This is a genomic window from Pectobacterium sp. PL64 (assembly GCF_022477975.1).
GTDB classification, from domain to species: Bacteria; Pseudomonadota; Gammaproteobacteria; order Enterobacterales; family Enterobacteriaceae; genus Pectobacterium; species Pectobacterium jejuense.
On sequence record NZ_CP092070.1, the window covers coordinates 1,833,792 to 1,853,386 of the forward strand.

22 protein-coding genes are annotated in these 19,595 nt (G+C 49.7%); 7 read left to right on the plus strand and 15 right to left on the minus strand.

Translation table 11 applies throughout. The features are described 5' to 3' along the window. The first annotated feature begins 18 nt into the window (after positions 1-18). Positions 19-1,143, plus strand: a complete 1,125-nt coding sequence (gene rnd, locus HP572_RS08035; RefSeq protein WP_240585287.1) for a ribonuclease D — start codon at positions 19-21, stop codon at positions 1,141-1,143. A 343-nt stretch (positions 1,144-1,486) separates the two neighbouring features. On the opposite strand, the gene minE is transcribed toward rnd, so the two are convergent. Genes minE through minC form a run of 3 tightly spaced genes read right to left on the minus strand, consistent with a single transcriptional unit; the run spans position 1,487 to position 3,279 of the window. Beyond that, positions 1,487-1,756 (minus strand): cell division topological specificity factor MinE, encoded by a 270-nt coding sequence (minE, locus tag HP572_RS08040; protein WP_005968801.1) that lies wholly within the window; start codon positions 1,754-1,756, stop codon positions 1,487-1,489. Positions 1,757-1,759: 3 nt separating this feature from the next. Beyond that, entirely contained in the window at positions 1,760-2,572 is an 813-nt protein-coding gene (gene minD, locus HP572_RS08045; RefSeq protein WP_010275490.1) for a septum site-determining protein MinD, read from the minus strand. A gap of 20 nt (positions 2,573-2,592) precedes the next feature. Beyond that, positions 2,593-3,279 carry a septum site-determining protein MinC gene (gene minC, locus HP572_RS08050; protein ID WP_205550598.1) on the minus strand — a complete coding sequence of 229 codons (687 nt, stop codon included), beginning with the start codon at positions 3,277-3,279 and terminating at the stop codon, positions 2,593-2,595. A gap of 136 nt (positions 3,280-3,415) precedes the next feature. On the opposite strand from minC, the gene HP572_RS08055 reads away from it, so the two are divergent. The 4 genes from HP572_RS08055 (at position 3,416) to HP572_RS08070 (ending at position 5,675) form a co-directional block, all read left to right on the plus strand. Further along, complete coding sequence (locus HP572_RS08055; RefSeq protein WP_039315168.1) at positions 3,416-3,673, plus strand: YcgL domain-containing protein; 258 nt, start codon at positions 3,416-3,418, stop codon at positions 3,671-3,673. 342 nt (positions 3,674-4,015) lie between these two features. Beyond that, complete coding sequence (locus tag HP572_RS08060) at positions 4,016-4,672, plus strand: fumarylacetoacetate hydrolase family protein (protein WP_240585288.1); 657 nt, start codon at positions 4,016-4,018, stop codon at positions 4,670-4,672. A gap of 122 nt (positions 4,673-4,794) precedes the next feature. Then, entirely contained in the window at positions 4,795-5,241 is a 447-nt protein-coding gene (locus tag HP572_RS08065) for a YcgN family cysteine cluster protein (RefSeq protein ID WP_015840178.1), read from the plus strand. 236 nt (positions 5,242-5,477) lie between these two features. Next, positions 5,478-5,675: a DNA polymerase III subunit theta gene (locus HP572_RS08070; RefSeq protein ID WP_010275471.1), complete on the plus strand. Its 198-nt coding sequence runs from the start codon at positions 5,478-5,480 to the stop codon at positions 5,673-5,675. Between the two features lie 203 nt (positions 5,676-5,878). Here the strand turns inward: HP572_RS08070 and dsbB are convergent, their stop codons facing one another. Together dsbB and nhaB are read right to left on the minus strand one after the other, a co-directional pair. Next, a complete protein-coding gene (gene dsbB, locus HP572_RS08075; protein ID WP_205550594.1) occupies positions 5,879-6,409 on the minus strand; it encodes a disulfide bond formation protein DsbB in 531 nt (176 codons plus the stop codon). A 194-nt stretch (positions 6,410-6,603) separates the two neighbouring features. After that, complete coding sequence (nhaB, locus tag HP572_RS08080; protein WP_240585289.1) at positions 6,604-8,184, minus strand: sodium/proton antiporter NhaB; 1,581 nt, start codon at positions 8,182-8,184, stop codon at positions 6,604-6,606. Between the two features lie 230 nt (positions 8,185-8,414). Here nhaB and fadR point away from each other — a divergent pair, with 230 nt between their 5' ends. Then, positions 8,415-9,134, plus strand: coding sequence for a fatty acid metabolism transcriptional regulator FadR (gene fadR / locus HP572_RS08085; protein ID WP_205550591.1), 720 nt, complete (start codon positions 8,415-8,417; stop codon positions 9,132-9,134). A 105-nt stretch (positions 9,135-9,239) separates the two neighbouring features. Here the strand turns inward: fadR and HP572_RS08090 are convergent, their stop codons facing one another. The 8 genes from HP572_RS08090 to HP572_RS08125 all read right to left on the minus strand — a co-directional run bounded on the left by HP572_RS08090 (position 9,240) and on the right by HP572_RS08125 (position 15,893). Next, complete coding sequence (locus HP572_RS08090) at positions 9,240-10,781, minus strand: SpoVR family protein (RefSeq protein ID WP_205550589.1); 1,542 nt, start codon at positions 10,779-10,781, stop codon at positions 9,240-9,242. A 242-nt stretch (positions 10,782-11,023) separates the two neighbouring features. Then, on the minus strand, positions 11,024-11,923 hold the full coding sequence (locus tag HP572_RS08095; RefSeq protein ID WP_205550588.1) for a tagatose-bisphosphate aldolase: 900 nt from the start codon (positions 11,921-11,923) through the stop codon (positions 11,024-11,026). A gap of 37 nt (positions 11,924-11,960) precedes the next feature. After that, complete coding sequence (locus HP572_RS08100) at positions 11,961-12,494, minus strand: ATP-binding protein (protein ID WP_240585290.1); 534 nt, start codon at positions 12,492-12,494, stop codon at positions 11,961-11,963. After that, entirely contained in the window at positions 12,491-12,928 is a 438-nt protein-coding gene (locus HP572_RS08105) for a PTS sugar transporter subunit IIA (protein ID WP_219681235.1), read from the minus strand. Before HP572_RS08105 ends, HP572_RS08100 begins: the two co-directional genes overlap by 4 nt. Before the next feature lie 6 nt (positions 12,929-12,934). Continuing rightward, positions 12,935-13,213: a hypothetical protein gene (locus HP572_RS08110; RefSeq protein ID WP_205550583.1), complete on the minus strand. Its 279-nt coding sequence runs from the start codon at positions 13,211-13,213 to the stop codon at positions 12,935-12,937. A gap of 44 nt (positions 13,214-13,257) precedes the next feature. After that, complete coding sequence (locus HP572_RS08115; RefSeq protein WP_240585291.1) at positions 13,258-14,595, minus strand: PTS sugar transporter subunit IIC; 1,338 nt, start codon at positions 14,593-14,595, stop codon at positions 13,258-13,260. 13 nt (positions 14,596-14,608) lie between these two features. After that, on the minus strand, positions 14,609-14,902 hold the full coding sequence (locus HP572_RS08120; RefSeq protein WP_205550579.1) for a PTS sugar transporter subunit IIB: 294 nt from the start codon (positions 14,900-14,902) through the stop codon (positions 14,609-14,611). 10 nt (positions 14,903-14,912) lie between these two features. Continuing rightward, positions 14,913-15,893 (minus strand): 6-phosphofructokinase, encoded by a 981-nt coding sequence (locus HP572_RS08125; protein ID WP_205550578.1) that lies wholly within the window; start codon positions 15,891-15,893, stop codon positions 14,913-14,915. Positions 15,894-16,377: 484 nt separating this feature from the next. On the opposite strand from HP572_RS08125, the gene HP572_RS08130 reads away from it, so the two are divergent. Continuing rightward, entirely contained in the window at positions 16,378-17,631 is a 1,254-nt protein-coding gene (locus HP572_RS08130) for a D-amino acid dehydrogenase (RefSeq protein ID WP_205550575.1), read from the plus strand. Between the two features lie 52 nt (positions 17,632-17,683). Here the strand turns inward: HP572_RS08130 and HP572_RS08135 are convergent, their stop codons facing one another. Both HP572_RS08135 and HP572_RS08140 read right to left on the minus strand, forming a co-directional pair. Next, complete coding sequence (locus tag HP572_RS08135) at positions 17,684-18,883, minus strand: multidrug effflux MFS transporter (RefSeq protein WP_240585292.1); 1,200 nt, start codon at positions 18,881-18,883, stop codon at positions 17,684-17,686. A gap of 198 nt (positions 18,884-19,081) precedes the next feature. Continuing rightward, on the minus strand, positions 19,082-19,492 hold the full coding sequence (locus tag HP572_RS08140; protein WP_205550571.1) for a hemerythrin domain-containing protein: 411 nt from the start codon (positions 19,490-19,492) through the stop codon (positions 19,082-19,084). Positions 19,493-19,595: the final 103 nt, after the last annotated feature.

The window sequence follows — 19,595 nt, forward strand, 5'->3', positions numbered from 1 at the left end:
AACCAAGAGAATGACGTTTTGAATTATCAGTTGATCACTTCCGACATCGGGTTACAAGAGGTTTGCTCCCAGGCGCGACGTTTTCCGCAGGTGGCATTGGACACGGAGTTCGTCAGAACCCGCACGTATTACCCGCAATTAGGGTTGATTCAATTGTATGATGGCGAACAGCTTTCACTTATTGACCCGTTAACGATTACCGACTGGGCACCCTTTCAGGCGTTACTGCGTGATGAGCAGGTCACTAAATTCCTGCATGCGGGCAGCGAAGATCTGGAAGTGTTTCTCAATGCGTTTGGAACACTGCCGACGCCTTTCATCGATACACAGATTCTGGCCGCATTTTTAGGCAAGCCGCTTTCTTATGGATTCGCTGCGCTGGTGGCTGACTACATGGGCGTGACGCTGGATAAAAGCGAGTCGAGAACGGACTGGCTTGCTCGTCCGCTGAGCGAAAAACAGTGCGATTACGCCGCTGCGGATGTGTTCTATCTGCTGCCGATGGCCATTCAACTGGTGGCTGATACGGAAGCGGCAGGATGGATGAACGCGGCGCTGGATGAGTGTCTCCTGCTGTGCCAGCGTAAACAGGATATTTTGGCGCCGGCGCTGGCCTATCGCGAATTTGGCAACGCCTGGCAGCTGCGTGGTCGAAATCTGGCTTGCCTTCAGCGTCTGGCTGAGTGGCGTTTGCGTAAAGCACGTGAGCGAGACAGCGCGGTGAATTTTGTCGTACGTGAAGAGAACCTGTTGCAGGTGGCGCGTTGTCTGCCGACGTCGCTGGGTGAACTGAGCTCGCTGGGGCTGAGCGGCCCGGAAATCCGCTACCACGGCAAAACGCTGCTGGACTGTGTTGCACAGACGGACGGCATTGCTGACGCGGATTGTCCACCGCCAGTGATTAATTTGATCGACTATCCCGGCTATAAAAAAGCGTTTAAAGATATCAAAGCGCTGGTGCAGCGCGCGAGCGAGCAGAGTGGATTATCCGCCGAGCTATTGGCTTCACGTCGCCAAATTAATCGTCTGCTTAACTGGCATTGGAAATTAAGCGGGCAAGATGCGGGAATGCCGGAAATGTTGTCTGGCTGGCGCGGCCAGTTATATGGCGATGAACTGCGTGAAATTGTGCAGAGCTATTAATCACCGGTAAACACATCTTATCAATACGCCTTATTTGCTGTGATGATGCAATCATGAAAAAGCAGCAAATAGGGTGATAAGAATGCGGTGAAAAAAACAAAATAAGAAATAAAAGACTGGCTAAATATACAGTCTATTATGAAATGAAACGCACGTAATTTTATGTATGACGAATATACCCTAAATAATTCGAGTTTCAGGAAGGCGGCAAGAGAAAGAATCCCGATGAGCTTACTCAGGTAAGTGATTCGGGTGAGTGAACGCAGCCAACGCATCTGCAACTTGAAGTATGACGGGAATAGATATCCCCTGCGTAAAAGCAGGGGATACTACAGCAGAAAAATCATTTAGGCGTTTCTTCCGCTTCCGGTAATGTAACGTTCAACTCAAGCACGGAAATATCATCTCCTTTTTGCTCAAGCTGAACCGTCACCATCTCAGGATCAATCTGTACATATCTACAGATAACCTCAAGAATGTCTCGCTTTAATTGCGGCAGATAATGGGGCTCGCTATCTCCCCGGCGTCGCTCCGCGACAATAATTTGCAGCCGTTCCTTGGCAATATTGGCTGTCGTTTTTTTGCGGGACAGAAAGAAGTCCAGTAAAGCCATAATTTATCCCCCAAAAAGTCGTTTAAGGAAACCCTTCTTCTCTTCTTCAACAAAACGGAAAGGACGCTCTTCACCAAGCAGACGTTCAACGGTATCCGCGTAGGCTTTACCTGCATCGGCTTCCGCATCCAGAATAACGGGTTCGCCCTGGTTAGAGGCGCGGAGTACGGATTGGTCTTCTGGGATCACGCCAACCAGCGGAATCCGCAGAATTTCAAGAACATCTTCCATGCTCAGCATGTCGCCACGGCTCACCCGACCTGGGTTGTAGCGCGTCAACAGCAAATGCTCTTTGATCGGATCTTCAGAACGCTCAGCACGACGTGATTTCGAAGACAGAATGCCCAGAATACGGTCGGAGTCGCGAACGGAAGAGACTTCCGGGTTGGTGGTGATAATCGCTTCGTCAGCGAAATAGAGCGCCATCAACGCACCGGTTTCAATCCCGGCAGGTGAATCACACACGATAAAATCGAATTCCATGTTGCCCAGATCATTGAGCACTTTCTCTACGCCTTCATGCGTTAACGCATCTTTATCACGCGTTTGTGAAGCGGGCAGAATGTAGAGATTATCCGTTCTCTTATCTTTGATCAGCGCCTGATTCAGCGTGGCATCACCTTGAATCACGTTGACGAAGTCGTACACCACGCGACGCTCACATCCCATGATCAGGTCGAGGTTACGCAGACCAATGTCAAAATCGATGACAACCGTCTTTTTTCCTTTCTGGGCTAAACCGGTAGCAATGGCCGCGCTTGATGTGGTCTTGCCAACGCCCCCTTTACCCGATGTAACAACAATGATGCGTGCCATAAATGTTTCCTTGGGAGATTCTAGTCTAGAGGTTTTATCGTTAAAACATTGTCCAGCTGGTTCAGATTGATCCGTGCTGGCTGCCCAAAATACGCTTCAGGAATCTGATCGCTCAGCCAGTAACGGCCAGCAATCGAGACCAGTTCTGCGGCCAGATGCGTACAGAATATCTGGCTCTGAACATCGCCAGAAACGCCTGCGAGGGCTCGGCCGCGCATCATGCCGTAAATATGAATATTGCCATCGGAAATCACCTCCGCCCCTGCGCTGACGCCGTTTGTGACAATCAAGTCACAGTTCCGGGCGTAAATCTGTTGGCCGGAACGTATGGGGGTGTTGATGACTTTCGTTTTCACCGCAGCAGGAACGGCGGCGACGGGCTCGACGACCCGGCGTTGTGCTTTACCTTCGCTCAGAAGGGGAAGCCCCGCCTGCGCAATGGTTTTCTTTAATGCGTCGTCGGTACATCCGCTGACGCCAACGACATGCAGGCCGGTTGACGAAATGGCCTGCTGTAATTTTATCCAGTCGGTTTCCGCTGTTAATGCAGCAACATTAATCACAACGGGGGCATTTTTCAGGAAAGCAGGCGCTTGCTCTATTTTTTCCTGTAGTGCCTGGTAAATTACCTCGGGTTGGGAATCATGCAAATGAACAACCGATAAGGTAAAGCTGCTGCCTTTTAGCTCTATTGGCGTTTGTGACATCTATCCTGACTCAGTTTCAGCATCTTTTAATCCCTAGAGTAACATTTAAGGCATGATATTCCAGAGCGCTGTAAGCATGTTATAGTCACAATTATATACAGGCAAGATGGCATTCCCATCAAATAGAGTAAAAAAAATGTTTTGTGTGATCTATCGAAGTGCTAAACGCGATCAGACCTATCTTTATGTTGAAAAAAAAGACGATTTCTCACGTGTGCCGGAAGAATTAATGAAAAGTTTCGGCACGCCGCAGTTAGCCATGGTTTTACCGCTGGATGGGCGTAAAAAACTGGCGAATGCCGATATAGAAAAAGTGAAACTTGCGCTGCAAGAACAGGGCTTTTATCTGCAAGTTCCTCCACCGGTCGAGAGCTTATTAAACACGCCAGTATAAGTGTAAAAAAATAATACCAAGGCGTACTTTCAGATAAAGCCGCAAACATAATTTAGCGTGGAATATCTCAGCCGTTTGCATGATATTCCGCGCGATAAATATTCACCTTTTGAGTTTTACCTCGCCACAATTTAATTGTTTCCCTTTTTGATGGGATAGGGCTTCGTTTCTCCCTCACCGGATCTCCAACCCTGCTCGCCTGAAATCTGTTGGGGTAACCCCCGTAGCGATGATATAACGATGGTTTTGCACCATCGTGTTCTTATATAGCTGTTTTCCTTTTGGTCGTGTTCTGTGCCACGAAAGCAGCGATAATCCAACAGACAGGGCAGGAGAATACCCATGTATCAACACAGAGACTGGCAGGGCGCGCTGCTTGATTTCCCAGTAAATAAAGTCGTTTGCGTCGGGAGCAACTACTCAGAACACATCAAAGAAATGGGCAATGCGACCCCGAGTGAGCCTGTTTTATTCATCAAGCCTGAAACCGCACTGTGTGACTTACGCCAGCCCGTTGCCATCCCTAAAAATCTGGGTTCGGTTCACCACGAAGTCGAGCTGGCTGTGCTGATCGGTACGCCGTTAAAGCAGGCGAATGAAGAACGCGTCGCCCGGGCGATTGCAGGCTTTGGTGTGGCGCTGGATCTGACGCTGCGTGATTTGCAGTCTGACTTCAAAAAAGCGGGTCAGCCGTGGGAAAAAGCCAAAGCGTTTGATGGTTCTTGCCCGATCTCCGGTTTTATTCCGGTTGCCGAGTTTGGCGATCCGCAGCAAACCGATCTGGGTGTAAAAGTGAATGATGAAGTGCGCCAGCAGGGTAACACGCGTGATATGATTACGCCGATTCTGCCGCTGATTGCTTACATGAGCCGTTTCTTTACGCTGCGCGCGGGCGATGTTATTTTAACGGGTACGCCAAAAGGGGTCGGTCCGATCCTGTCGGGCGATATGCTGACGATTACGGTAAATGACCGGACGTTAAGCACGCGTATTATCTAACGCTCCCCCGGCTGCCCGTGTTGAACGACGGGCAGCAAAGTTTCCCCGCTGCGCCCGCCAGAATCACGCATCTTTATTTACAACGCTATCGATTTATACAACTTAATGTAACTGGAATAGACATGACTGAACGCCCTTTTTGGCAGCAAAAAACGTTGTCTGAGATGTCTGACGATGAATGGGAGTCGCTGTGCGATGGCTGCGGTCAGTGCTGCTTGCATAAACTGATTGATGAGGATACGGAGGAAATCTACTTTACCAACGTCGCCTGTAATCAACTGAATATTAAAAGCTGTCAGTGTCGTAACTATGAGAAACGCTTTGAGTACGAGCCGGATTGCATCAAGCTGACACGCGAGAATCTGCTGACGTTTAACTGGCTACCGGCGACCTGTGCGTATCGCCTGATTCATGAGCGTGAAGATTTACCGCAGTGGCACCCGCTGGTCTGCGGTACTAAAACGGCGATGCACCGTGAGCGTATCTCTGTGCGCCATATCGCCGTGCGTGAGACTGAGGTGGTGGACTGGCAGGACCATATTTTAAACAAACCCGAGTGGGCGCGATAGTGTCTGTTCGGCGCTAGGCTGCTATCTGGTTAAAACAAGAAGCCCCTCAATCTGAATCACTCAGAAGAGGGGCTTTTTATTGGGGGATAATCAGCGTTCACTCGTCATCCCCTCTGCATTTTGCCTGTCACTTCACATTTCTCTTTTTCATTGTGCGAATCATGCTGTCATCTCCGGCATAAATCGTGACGTGTTGTATAATTTTAGAGCAGTCAAACCAGAAGGAGGGAGAGCATGTGATTAACTTTGAGAAAATTATTCTTGAGTACAGCGAGCAGTACACCGATTTTGCTGCCTCCACCATTGCCTTTATGGAAAGTCAGGAAAAAAAGATCGACGCAGATGAAATATCACGAAGAATCCCGCAGGAAAAAAGACCTTTTTTTAACGAAAGATTAGGCCACTATCGCGATATCTACAGACCACAGCAGTGAGGGGTAGCACAAGCCTGTGAAGCGTAGAAACAGTTACCAGAAGCCCGACTCTCGTCGGGCTTTTCGGTCTATACCCGTGCAACTTCAAGTTGCATGTGCGTTGGCTGTGCTCAGTCACCCGAATCACTTACCTGAGTAAGCTCATCGGGATTTCTTCACTTGCCGCCTTCCTGAAACTCGAATTATTTAGGGTATATGGTCAGTCAGCGGCTGAAGAGGTCGCGACGCTTAGGGCGGAAAGGCTGAGCGATCAATACCAGCACGGCAACCAACAGATAAGCGGCAAAGATGCCAAGCAGCCATTGCGGCATTTCCAGAGAGAGAAATTCCCACTGACGTACTGAGCAATCACCTGTCGCATTGAAAATAGCCGGAAGCCATTTGTCCAAAGGCAACCATGACGGGAAGCTGACAAAGAAATCACAGGTGGTAAACGGCGACGGATTTAACAAAATATCCGTGTGTTTCCAGGCCAGTCGGAACCCTTCATAAGAACTGTATATCCAGAGCGCGATGGCTGGGTAACGCAACGCCGTTGATGGCGCGATGGCACCAACAATACCTGCTGCGAACACGCCCCACAGCGCACAGCGCTGATAGATACACAGCACGCACGGTTTTAATAACATCACATGCTGAAAATAGAGCGCGGTCAATTCCAACGCTAAAGCGGTAAACGCCAGCAGCAGCCACGCACCACGTCCGCGTGAGCAACGATTAAGAAATCGCAACATAAAAATATTCCATGCTAAACATGATTAAAGCAGCAGTGTAAACCGTTCTGGCTTCACTGCCATCATTTCACTGCGCAAAACGTAACGATATGTTTATTTGATGCTTTTCTGTCATTCTGCGGCGGCGAAAAGGGTGTTGATAACATCATCAAGGCCGAAATTGTCGCTGCCGCGATTACTATACACGATCGTGATTATGAGTGACTGCCCGATATGGTCAAGTCTGGCAAAGAAATCCATTGTTTATTCATCAAAAAATCGGTGAACGGCACCAGCGTGAACTCAACGCAAAGTAACCCGACCAGCGTCATCACAATGGTGTAAGGCAGTGCCATGATCACCATGCGCCCGTAAGATAAACGGATAAGCGGTGCCAGAGAGGACGTCAGCAAGAACAGAAATGCGGCTTGCCCATTCGGTGTGGCGACGGAAGGCAGATTGGTGCCGGTATTGATCGCGACAGCGAGCAGCTCGAACTGAGGAAGCGAGATCTGACCGTTTTCAAAGGCGTTGCGCGCTTCGTTAATATAAACCGAGCCAACGAAGACGTTATCCGATATCGATGAGAGCAGGCCGTTGAACAGATAAAACTGCGTCAGTTGCGCGCTTTCAGAAGATTGCAGGACGTAGTGGATAATCGGTGAAAACAGCTGCTGATCGATAATGACGGCGACGATTGCAAAAAAGACCGTCAACAGCGCGGTAAACGGCATGGCATCCTGAAACGCTTTACCAATGGCATGTTCTTCAGTCACGCCGCAGAACGTCGTCGCCATAATAATCACGGAAAGGCCAATCAACCCGACTTCCGCCAGATGAAACGCCAGCGCGACGATGAGCCAGACGCCAATCACCGCCTGCACGATTAAACGCGCTTTATCCTGCGGCGTGCGCTTTTCTGTCATATCCCGATCGTAATCCTCAAGCACGCGGCGCACGTTGTCTGGCAGGTTTACGCCATAGCCGAAGAGTTTAAAACGCTCAACCAGCACGCAGGTCAGGATACCGCAAATAAACACCGGGACGGTCACGGGTGACATGCGCAGGAAGAAGCTGACGAAATCCCAACCGGCGCTTTTCGCGATAATCAGGTTCTGAGGTTCACCCACCATCGTCATCACGCCGCCCAGTGCCGTACCGACGCCAGCGTGCATGAGCAGGCTGCGCAGGAACGCCCGGAACTGCTCCAGCGTACGATGATGCTCCTCGCTGCTTAGCGCGCTGTCATCGCTGATATCGGCCTCGTCTTCACCCTGTTGAGAAGCGAAGCGGTGATAAATACCATAAAACCCGATAGCGACGCTGATAACAACGGCAATCACGGTCAGCGCATCAAGGAACGCGGAAAGAAAGGCCGCGGCGATACAGAAAGCAAGGGAAAGCAGCGTTTTGGAATGAATGCGCAACAGCAGCTTGGTAAACACAAAGAGCAGCAGTTGCTTCATGAAATAGATGCCCGTCACCATAAACACCAGCAGCATGAGGACTTCAATATTCCCTGTGACCTCATGCCACACCTGCTGCGGGCTGGTCATTCCGATGAGGATTGCCTGTAGTGCCAGTAGGCCGCCAGGCTGTAACGGGTAACATTTCAGCGCCATACCGAGCGTAAAAATAAACTCCACAACGAGTAACCAACCGGCCCAAAACGGGCTGACAAAATAGAACAGCAGCGGATTAATCAGCAAGAAGCAAAAAATAGTCAACTTGTACCAGTCTGGCGCGTATCCCAGAAAATTTTTTAACAGCGCGCGATGAAGGGGCATGCCGATCATAATGGAAGGAGAATCCTTATTCGTTAGAATAGTTTGATGGTTTTTATCATATCGTAAAAACTTTACAAACGGGCAGAAGTCTACCGTTCTACGCCGCGAGAGGGCGGTTTGCAGTCACAATTTTTCATTGAAATGGTTCGGTGTCCGAGTGCGGCGCTATATCATGATTCTTTCGTCTGGTATTATGACTGGGCTTTTTTCGGCAATCACCGCTACGGATTATTAAACACATGGTTATAAAGGCGCAAAGTCCGGCTGGATTCGCGGAAGAATACATTATCGAAAGTATATGGAATAACCGCTTTCCTCCTGGCTCTATTTTGCCCGCGGAAAGGGAGCTTTCCGAACTGATTGGCGTGACCCGTACTACCCTGCGTGAAGTACTTCAGCGCCTGGCCCGCGATGGCTGGCTGACGATACAGCACGGGAAACCCACAAAGATTAACAACTTTTGGGAAACCTCCGGGCTCAATATTCTGGAAACGCTGGCGCGACTCGATCACGATAGCGTGCCGCAACTGATTGATAACTTGCTGGCCGTGCGCACCAACATCGCCGCCATTTTTATTCGGACGGCGTTACGCCATAACCCGGAAAAGGTGCGTGATGTATTAACGCAGGCAAGCGCGGTAGACGATAGCGCAGAAGCTTTTGCGCAGCTTGACTACAACGTGTTCCGTGGTTTGGCCTTTGCCTCTGGCAATCCGATTTATGGTCTGATCCTGAACGGCCTGAAAGGGCTGTATATTCGCGTAGGGCGCTACTATTTTTCCAATCCGGAAGCCCGCAAGCTGGCGGTGAATTTTTACGGTCGGTTGGACGCGTTGCGCAGCGAAGAGCTCTACGATCAGGTGATGGATGTCGTCAGGCATTACGGTAAAGAAAGTGGGGCGATCTGGCACAGTATGCAGAGCGCGATCCCGCGGGACATCGCGGAAGTACGCCGCTAAGGCTCATCCCGCAGCGTCATTGTGAAAATATGAAAAGGGGATTCAGGTTGCTGCCTGAATCCCCTTTTTCTTGAGTCGTATCGCTGACCTGTGAACCGATTTTCGTTATGTAGCTGCCGTTCCGTTACGCGGCGGGCAGCGTTCAATCAACTCGATGCTGCCATCCGTGTTAGCCTGTTCCAGATAAACATCAAATCCCCACAGGCGATGGACGTGCTTCAACACTTCCTGGCTACTTTTATCCAGCGGTGCGCGATTATGCGGAACATAGCGCAGCGTCAGCGCCCGATTACCGCGTAAATCCACGTTCCAGACCTGAATGTTCGGTTCCAGATGGCTCAGGTTGTACTGGGCGGAGAGTTCCTGCCGGATCAAACGATAGCCTTCTTCGTCGTGAATCGCGGCAATTTCCAGATAGTTATTGCGATCGTCATCCAGAACCGTAAACAGCCGGAAATCACGCATCAATTTAGGCGACAGGAACTGGCTGATAAAACTCTCATCTTTGAAGTTCTGCATCGCAAAATGCAGTGTATCGAGCCAGTCTTTACCCGCGATATCGGGGAACCAGTAGCGATCTTCGTCCGTCGGTGACTGACAAATACGCTTGATGTCCTGAAACATCGCGAAGCCCAGCGCATACGGATTAATCCCGTTGTAGTACGGACTATTGTACGGCGGCTGATAGATCACGTTGGTATGGCTGTGCAGGAACTCGAGCATGAAGCGCTCGGTGACTCGGCCTTCATCATAGAGATGGTTCAGGATGGTGTAATGCCAGAACGTGGCCCAGCCTTCATTCATCACCTGAGTCTGCTTCTGTGGATAGAAATACTGGCTGACTTTCCGCACGATACGCAGAACCTCACGTTGCCAAGGCTCCAGCAGCGGCGCGTTTTTCTCCATAAAGTAGAGCAGATTTTCCTGCGGTTCTTGCGGGAAACGCCTTGCCTGTTCCGGTGCGATACCTTGTTCGCGGCGCGGTAAGGTTTTCCAGAGATCGTTAACCTGGCTTTGCAGGTAGGCCTCGCGGCTTTTCTGGCGGGACTTTTCTTCCTCGAGCGAAATCTTCTGCGGGCGCTTATAGCGGTCAACGCCGTAATTCATTAATGCATGGCAGGAATCTAGCAGGCGTTCCACCTCGTCCACGCCATAGCGCTCTTCGCATTGCGCGATATACTGGCGGGCAAACAGCAGGTAATCGACGATGGAACTGGCGTCGGTCCAACTGCGGAACAGGTAATTACCTTTGAAGAACGAGTTGTGTCCGTAGCAGGCGTGCGCCATGACCAGCGCCTGCATTGGCAGCGTGTTTTCTTCCATCAAATACGCGATACAGGGATCGGAGTTAATGACGATTTCGTACGCCAGCCCCTGCTGCCCGTGTTTGTAACGCTGTTCGGTTTCGATAAACTTCTTCCCGAATGACCAGTGGGCATAGTTGATCGGCATGCCTATGCTGGAATAGGCGTCCATCATTTGTTCTGAAGTGATGACTTCAATCTGATGAGGGTAGGTTGCCAGACGATACAGCTTCGCCACCCGATCAATCTCATCAAGGTAAACCTGTAATAACTCAAACGTCCAGTCCGGTCCATCACTCAGGCGAAGTGTTTTTTTTACCTGATTATCCGTCGATATAGCCATCAGCGCGCCCCCTAACATAACAAGTCTGTACGTGAGATCTCGTTTACTGCCTTCCCGCTGGCTCCTGTCAAAAAATCATCGTTGTTCATTTAGTTATAGCTGAGCTTTGGAAACGCGGCAATTGACGAATTGCGCGTGTTTGATGGAGAAAGGTCGCTAAGGGGAGAAAAAAGAAACCGATATTACGCGGTCGATTGACAGGGAAATGCGCTCCCCGGAGAGAGCGCGAAATGCTGCTTGAACTAAGGGCGTTGATACCGTTTTAACAGCGCCTGAATGTCGTTAAGGCGGGAAACGGCAATCGTAGACAGCTTCTCTTTAGAAACGTTGCGATCGAGTGAGATGCAATCCTTCCACAGAGAACGACCGGCAATCACGCCAGAGGCACCATTTTTCAACGCGCTCTCTACCTGAGGGAGAAATGTCGCGTGATCGACGCCGGCGGATAGGACGGCCCAGGGAATGTCACCGCAGAGCGCGGTTACGTGTGCACAAGCCTCATCAGATCCAGGGTAAGGGATTTTTAAGACCTTTGCGCCTTGGTCGATACAGGCCTGACAGCCTGCTGGAATGAGCTCAGGCAGGAGACGCGTGTAGGCTTCGCGAGATTCATTTTCCAGAGGATAGGTCAGGAATTCGACGACGAGCAGTAAATCTTCCTGCGCAAAATCCTGAATCACGGTACGGAGTGTGGCAAGGTTACGGGTATTGGCGTCTGGTCTATCCGGACGAAGGTAGATCATGATTTTTCCGCCAGTGGCACCCCATTCACGCACTTTACGTGCCGTGACGCCTTCAACCATCGTGGAGATCCGGTAGCCTTCTGGCGTTGTTTCCCACCCTGACGCGTCAAGCCCGATGAGCAGGCCCGTATCGCGGGGCAGAATGTCTTCGTCTATCAGACCCGGTATGGCGCAGATCGGATCAACCAGCACACAGCCTGCCTCCGCCGCCAGATAGCGAGTGATGTCGTATTTTGTTTTTCCTAATGTTTCATTGGTAATCGCGGCCTGGGCTTCTGATGTCGGAGCCAATAATGTTCGCATGCCGCCACGTTGATCGCAGGCAATAACCATCATGGCGCCTGTCGCGTTACAAATTAATTGATATCCTCGGTGTTCAGCTGTTGTCATGGTGTTCATAATAATTACCCTCATAAAAAGTAATATAAATAAGCGATTAATCCAGGTGGGTTTTGATCCATTGAATTAATTCCTGATGATTAATTTCCTTATCCTGATCAACCGTGTAACACTTTCCAATACACATCGGTTTCGCCTGATGCGCGAGTGACATTAATTCCGGGAGATACTCATTGCCGGGATGGCCTTTTATTCTTTCATTAATTCTGGCTTGATATCGTGCTGCTACCCGATCAGATGAGATAGCATTCCATATTTCAAGCGTATGATGGATGCCACACGAAGCCAGATAGTCCTGTAGTACGGTTCTCTCGCGAAATCCGAACCAGGCATCAAGAACCAGAATATTATTTTCAGGAGCCTGTCTAACAATATTAAACATGGCCTGATACGCGGCGTATCCCAATTTTCTGTTTAACGTTCTATCAATCACATCGCAGAACTGCATCATGAACGGCTCTTTTATTTCATCAAGGCTTAACCGTGGGAAGCTCAATTCATCCGCAATGATACGTGCTACCGTACTTTTCCCAGATGCGGGAATACCATTTACTAAAATAAGCTTTTTCATAATACTCCGACAATATCATCTGCCGTAGTGGCGCTTCGAATACGAGAGAGCATGTCGTCCTTTTCCAATAGATTGATGATTGAGGCGATACCTTCCGTAATATGCGCATCGCTGTTAACGCCGCCGAACATAATTAAAATATCCACCGGTTCACTTCCCTGAATAGAGAGCGGAGTCTGTAGCGTCAGTAAACTGAAACAATTCTCCTGAACCCCACACTCAGGGCGCGCATGAGGAATAGCGATACCTTCATCAAAAACATAATAAGGCCCGTATTCCTTCGTGCTTTCTATTACCGCGACGGGATAATTCTTCGTAATACACCCTGCACGGATTAACGGTTGTGCGGCGCAATAAATGGCCTCTTCCCATGTTTTACATATCACGCCCAGTTGAATGCAATCGTGCTGCAAAAGGAAATTTTTTATGCTCATAAATCCTCATATATTTTTCCGAATGGTGTTTCTGAGTTCATCTATCTGAATAAAAATATCATCAACGCGATTCCGATAGTCAGGATGAGAAGAAAATACCTGAATGGCCTGATTGTATTTAATCATTAGCGCTTTTTGCGTTTCACTATGAGCTGGATCTTGAACTAAACGAAACTCAAGCTCCGCTAATTCTTCCTCAATTTCCCTGACGCGATTGTCATCCTTATTATCGCGATGGTCGGAAGAGGGACCCGGGGATAAAAAGCGTTTGAGTAGAGAAAACATAGTGACTCCTTAAGCTGTTTGCATCATGACTACAGGCCAATACGCTATTGCGATAGTTTACGATTCGCAATCAAGGCAATGAATGCAACGAACGCGACAAAGGCGGCGACAAATAACCAGTCTTGCTGGAAAGCGTGTCCTAATATCAGGCCAGTACCGATGACATCGGAATCACTGAAGGTGACGCCGGTAAATCCGAAGACTTCCAATAATGGCACCAGAATGGCGGGCAAGAACGTAATGAAAAGGCCATGAACGACACCGCCGATGACTGCGCCGCGCCGTCCTCCCAGCGCATTACCGAAAATACCGGCTGTGCCGCCCGCAAAGAAGTTGGTCAATAAACCCGGCAAAATCATCGCCAGCCCAAACATCGGGAAAATCAGCATCCCGAGAATAGAACCGACGGTGGTGGCGAGGAACCCGACAATGACGGCGTTGGGCGCATAGGGGAAGAGCACCGGGCAATCCAACGCGGGTTTGGCGTTAGGGACCAGCCGCATGGCGATACCTCGAAATGCGGGAACCAGCTCATTAAGCAGCAGACGGACACCGCTGTAGAGAACGAAAACGCCCGCGACAAACTGCATGGACTGCATGAAGGAATACATCAGATAGTTGACGCCGTTGGCGTACTGCGCAATGTAGGTCGGTCCCGCCGCCACGGCCGGGATGAGGTACATTGGCACCATGACGACGGCCATCGACAAGTAGGTATCCTGCAAGAATTTGAAATTATCAGGCAGCGTTAAGTCTTCTGTGGATTTGGAGTTTTTGCCGACTAACCGCGCGACGGCGGCCTGCACTAGATACCCGATGGTACAAAAATGCCCCAGCGCCACATCATCGGAATTCGTGATTTTACGGACTATCGGCTGCGCCAGCGCGGGCATCAGCACGGCCATAATGCCGCCAAATATGCCGCCGGTTAGGATCAGTGTCGCGCCGGTCAAGCCCGACTTATAGCCGATCACGGTACCGATTGTTGCCATCCACAGCAGAGCCTGTCCCGTTAGGAAGATATATTTAAAGGGAGTAATGCGTGCAATAAGGATGTTGACGGCAAAGATCACCATGAGCGTCAACGCAACTTCTGACCCGAGTTCGCGGTTTGCCAACCCGGCGATGGCGGCGACATCGGTGATGTAGCCTTTCATGCCAAAGCCTTGGGTAAATATGTTGTTCAAATAAGTCAGGGTATCAACGATGATGTTAATCCCTGCCATCATGATGAGGAAGCCCAACAGCGTCTTGAATGTCCCTTCTGCAATTTTCCCTACTGATTTCTTCTGTAAAATCAACCCGATCATGGCGATCAGTGCGATTAATATGGATGCCTGGCCTAATAAATCTTTCACAATGAAATTGATAACGGTGTTCATATTTCACCTCATGCTATTGATGAGCCTGGATATAAGTTAAAATTTTTTCTTCTATTTCATCTTTATCCGTCAATTTATTAAGAATGATGACTCTTTTTTTCTCATCTTCACTGGCATCGCTATTCAGGATGTCAGCAAATATTTTCTGGGTTAGGATAACGTCATATTTGAAGGCAGAGGCCTCTGAAATCGTGGTGTGATTTATTTCTGCATCAATACCTAATTTTTTTAGTACGGATTTGGCTGTCATTTCGATAGCGAAACTTGAACCTAATCCACAACCGCAAACGCAAAGTACTTTCAACATAATCATGGCCTCATATAAGGTGATGGGCTTTCGCGAGCTTATAAAAGTGACTTTCGACATCAACCAAACGTCGTTCGGAATCCTCCAGGTCGATAGGAATAGCCTTGTTGTTATTATTGATAATGATAATTTTATTAGTCAGTCCGGCGTTAATACACCGAACCACTTCTTCTGCTAACAGGGTGCCCTGAATAATTTCTTCCCCGGTGGGCGCGCCATTTCGTAAACCATATCCCAAAATAGTTTTTCGGATACGGATGCCAATCTTATGCTCTAGTTTCTTGATAATGGTATCGATAGCGCCCTGAAAGCCAGGAGTATACTCATGGGTATAGCCTTCAGAGCATAAAATGATCACACTGTTTTGTTCTGCGATTTTCTCCCGAATACATTGTGATAATTTATCAATCTCCCACGGTGATTCTGGAATGAGTGCGATATCTGCGTTGCTCTTTAATGCCGCCTGCAAGGTTAATTCGCCGCAATAACCACCGAGTAATTCGATCATGAATACCCGACCTTGTAATCCCCGGCCTGTATTTCGCAATTTTTCCACTTCACTCATGACCTGCTCGCAGGCGGTGGAAAAGCCGATCGTATAGCTATTCCCTGAGATATCATTATCAATCGTCATTCCTACGCCATAGCAATGAACGCCATAGTGACTGAGTTTTTTTAGAAATTGAAATGAGCCATCTCCGCCGGCCATAATGAGCGCATCGAGTTTTTGTTTTTGAATGTTTTTGACGATTTGCTCGTAGTCTGTCTTTCTACACTTTCCGGTTTTTCTCCCTGAAGTAATCAGGGGCATTGCTGAGATGGAATAATCCACTAAATCGCGGCGAGTGAGGACTTTACAGCAGTTATCGATCAGGCCATTAATTCCACCATCGAAAATGACGATGTCAGAGGCAGTCATTCTGTTCACCTGAAAGATGAAGTTATTTATTCCGCTAACGTCGCCGCCGCTAATGACTAATCCAATTTTCATCGTCGCCCTCTGGAAATATGAATAACCACCGTGTGAACACAATGTTATTAAACTGATAAGGTGTTTTTTTGATGAATGTCGCAAATTTGTATTTAACTACGGGGCTGATTGTCTTGACAGTGATGTCGTTGATTCTATTGTTGTGATGATTATCACGATTTAAAAATAAGCAATCTAACTAACTGGTTAATTAATTTGGCATTTAACATTTTCATCTTTTTTATTTTTCTTATGCCTTTCAGCTAAAAAACGAATACGTATTTTGTGAATGATTTCACAGTTATTTCGTTACGATCTCAGTGGAGACTCGACGGATCGAAGAGAGAACAATAGATAAATGTTATCGTCGAGACGGGTGACAATTCCTTCCCAAATGCTAGAGTAGTCTTCAGTTTTACCTTTTAACTAGTGTTTTATTCCATAAAATAAGCATTTTTCCAGTAGATTAGACGGTCTTTAACGGAGAAAAAGGGAGAGCGGTAGCATGCGGGTTGTGATTCTGGGAAGTGGCGTCGTTGGCGTAAGTACCGCCTGGTATCTTGCGCAGGCAGGGCATGATGTTACCGTGATCGACAGGCAGCCGGAGCCCGCGTTGGAAACCAGCGCCGGGAATGCCGGACAGATTTCCCCCGGCTATGCCGCGCCCTGGGCTGCGCCGGGCATACCGCTGAAAGCGATAAAGTGGATGTTTCAGCGCCATGCGCCGCTGGCCATCCGGCCGGATTTCACGGCAGCGCAGCTGTGCTGGATGTGGCAAATGTTGCTCAACTGCGACGCGCGCCACTACAAAACGAATAAAGCGCGGATGGTGCGTCTGGCGGAATACAGCCGCGACTGTTTGCAAGCGCTGCGGCGAGATACCGGTATCGAGTACGAAGGGCGGCAAGGCGGAACGCTGCAACTGTTCCGCACTGAGCAGCAGTATGAAAACGCGACACGTGATATCGCCGTGCTGGAAGAGGCTGGCGTACCGTATCAACTGCTGACTCGTCATGAGCTGGCCACGGTTGAACCTGCGCTGGCGCACGTGGCGGGAAAACTGACCGGCGGGCTGCGTTTACCGCATGATGAGACGGGCGACTGCCAGCTGTTCACTCGCCAACTGGCGGCGATGGCTGCCGATGCTGGCGTCACCTTTAAACTGGGGCGTAACGTTCGTCAACTGCGGGTGGAAGGGCAAAGCGTTACAGGCGTCCAGTGCGACGATGAAATGATCGTGGCAGATGCCTATGTGATGGCGTGCGGCTCCTATTCCACCGGATTACTGCGTCAGTGGTTCGATATTCCGGTTTATCCGCTGAAAGGCTATTCACTGACGATTCCGCTGGCGGATGACGCTTTTGCACCGGTTTCTACCGTATTGGATGAAACCTATAAAATAGCGATTACTCGCTTTGATCGTCGCATTCGCGTCGGAGGCATGGCAGAGGTTGTAGGCTTTAATACCGAACTGAACCCCAAGCGCCGTGAAACGTTGGAAATGGTGGTGCGCGATCTGTATCCCCATTGCGGCCCGATTGAGCAAGCAACATTCTGGACGGGATTGCGTCCGATGACGCCAGACGGCACGCCGCTGGTAGGGCGCTCACCTCTGAAAAATCTGTACCTGAATACGGGACATGGCACGTTGGGCTGGACGATGGCCTGTGGATCGGGAAAATTGCTGGCAGATATTCTGTCGAACAAATCACCGGAGATTGAGTCCGATGATTTGTCCGTGGAAAGGTATGCTCGTTAGTTTGGAACTGCTTATTTTTTAACTACTTAATTTTTAATTACTTAGTTTTGAACTACGCGCGGGGCAGTGACGTAATGCTGCCCTTGTGGTGCCGCGTCAGCAGGCGGGCGCGTATCGCCAGCAGGGCGGCACAGAGCATGACCAGCGCCAGTGATACTTTTGACGGCAGAGGGAGCGCCATAGCCATCAAGCCCAGCGCTGCGCCGCCCGCCATCTGCACAAATCCTACCATCGCCGACGCAATCCCCGCCTCATTGGAATAAGGCTCCAGCGCGTAGCTGGTGGACGGGCCGATCAAAAATGCCAGACCGGCACAGGCCAGTGCGACGGGAAGCATGTAGGTTGGCCAGGTGTCTTGCATCGCGTCGGGTAAGAGAACGACGCCGCCAAGCAGCGAAAGAAACCCAGCCCCCATCAGCAGGCTACCGATAGCCAGACAGCGCGGTCGGCCGACTTTGCGAATAATGCGATTTGCAAAGAAGCTGACCAGCATGATCCAAAAACCGTTGACGCCAAAGGCAATGGAAAACTCAAGCGGCGTGAGCTGAGCCTCGTTCATCAATACCACGGGAGAGAAGGTGACATAGGTCAATGCCATCCCCATGGCGCCCGCGTTGACTGAGGCGAATCCCAGAAATTGGCGATCGGATAACAGGCGTGCGTATTGGCGGAGCGGCAAGCCGTGTACGGGCAACGTTGAATCCGGGCGCGTTTCGGGCAGGAAGCGGATGACGAGTGCCAGTACCAGAATGCTGTAGCCTGCGAGGAACCAGAAGGGCGCACGCCAGCCGAAGGCTTCGGCCAAAAGCCCACCTAATAGCGGCGCCAGCGCCGGCACAATGTTCAACGTGCCGTTAAGAAAGCCATAGGTTCTGGCGGCATCGTCGCCGTTCAGTTTGTCACGCACGCTGCTGAAAATGGCGACGGCGGTACAACAGACGGCCAGCCCCTGAAAAAGACGTGAGAGGACAAATAGCGTGGCGCTGGTAGCTAGCGCAGCCATGATCGCACCGATGAGATAGATAATCACGCCAGCCAGCGCCATAGGGCGTCGGCCGTATTTATCGACCAGCGGCCCCGCCAGCAGTTGGCCTAATCCCATGATCAGAATAAACAGGGCGACGGTGGATTGAATCAGCGATTCAGGGCTGTTCAGCGCCACGGCGATAGCGGGAATAAGCGGTAAATAGATGTCGATGCCCAGAGGGCCGAGTAGAACCAGAGTCAGTAAAATCAGAACAAATCGTTGCATAACAAAAGCAGAAATCTATGTTTTATGGGTTCGACAGGGTAATGCGCACACTGGCGGAAAGAAAGCGTTATCTTTGTGACAATGTCACGATAATGTGAAGGAAAATGGCGTGGCGAGGTTGCATGAAGGCGCTAATCAACAGAATCAACAGGGCGGAACAGAGATTTTCCGCCCTTTAGTCAAACGTGCTTAATCCACTCAGGCCGTTTCAATGCGGGGATAAAAATCATGATTCTCCCGCTGCATGCGTTCATAGACCTTGCGCAACACGTTATTGGCATCCGCCCGGAAATCCCTGTCGTGCCCCACCAGCTGCGAAGCCGTATTCCAGCGACGGGAAAACGCATCGTAATCTGCGGCAATGGTTTGCATTTCATTCTGATAATGCTGACTCATCTTCGTTAACTGTTCGTCACCGCTGCGCTGAAGCGAAGGGTACAGCACGCGATCTTCTGCGGAAAGGTGCAGCTTGATGGTTGAACTCATAGCGACGATGGCGCGGGCGATGTCAGTGGCATTTTCTGTCACACCGGCCCGGGATAGCTGACGCAGGGTATCAATGCTTTCGAGTATTTCGTTGTGCTGGTGTTTGAATTTATCAATGTTCATAAGCGATTCTCTGTGCAGGTATAATGCGATTTATAATACATGTATTTTAAATGCATGTTTATAGAAAAATGCCCAGAAAGAGAAAATCAGCCAGCTAACGATT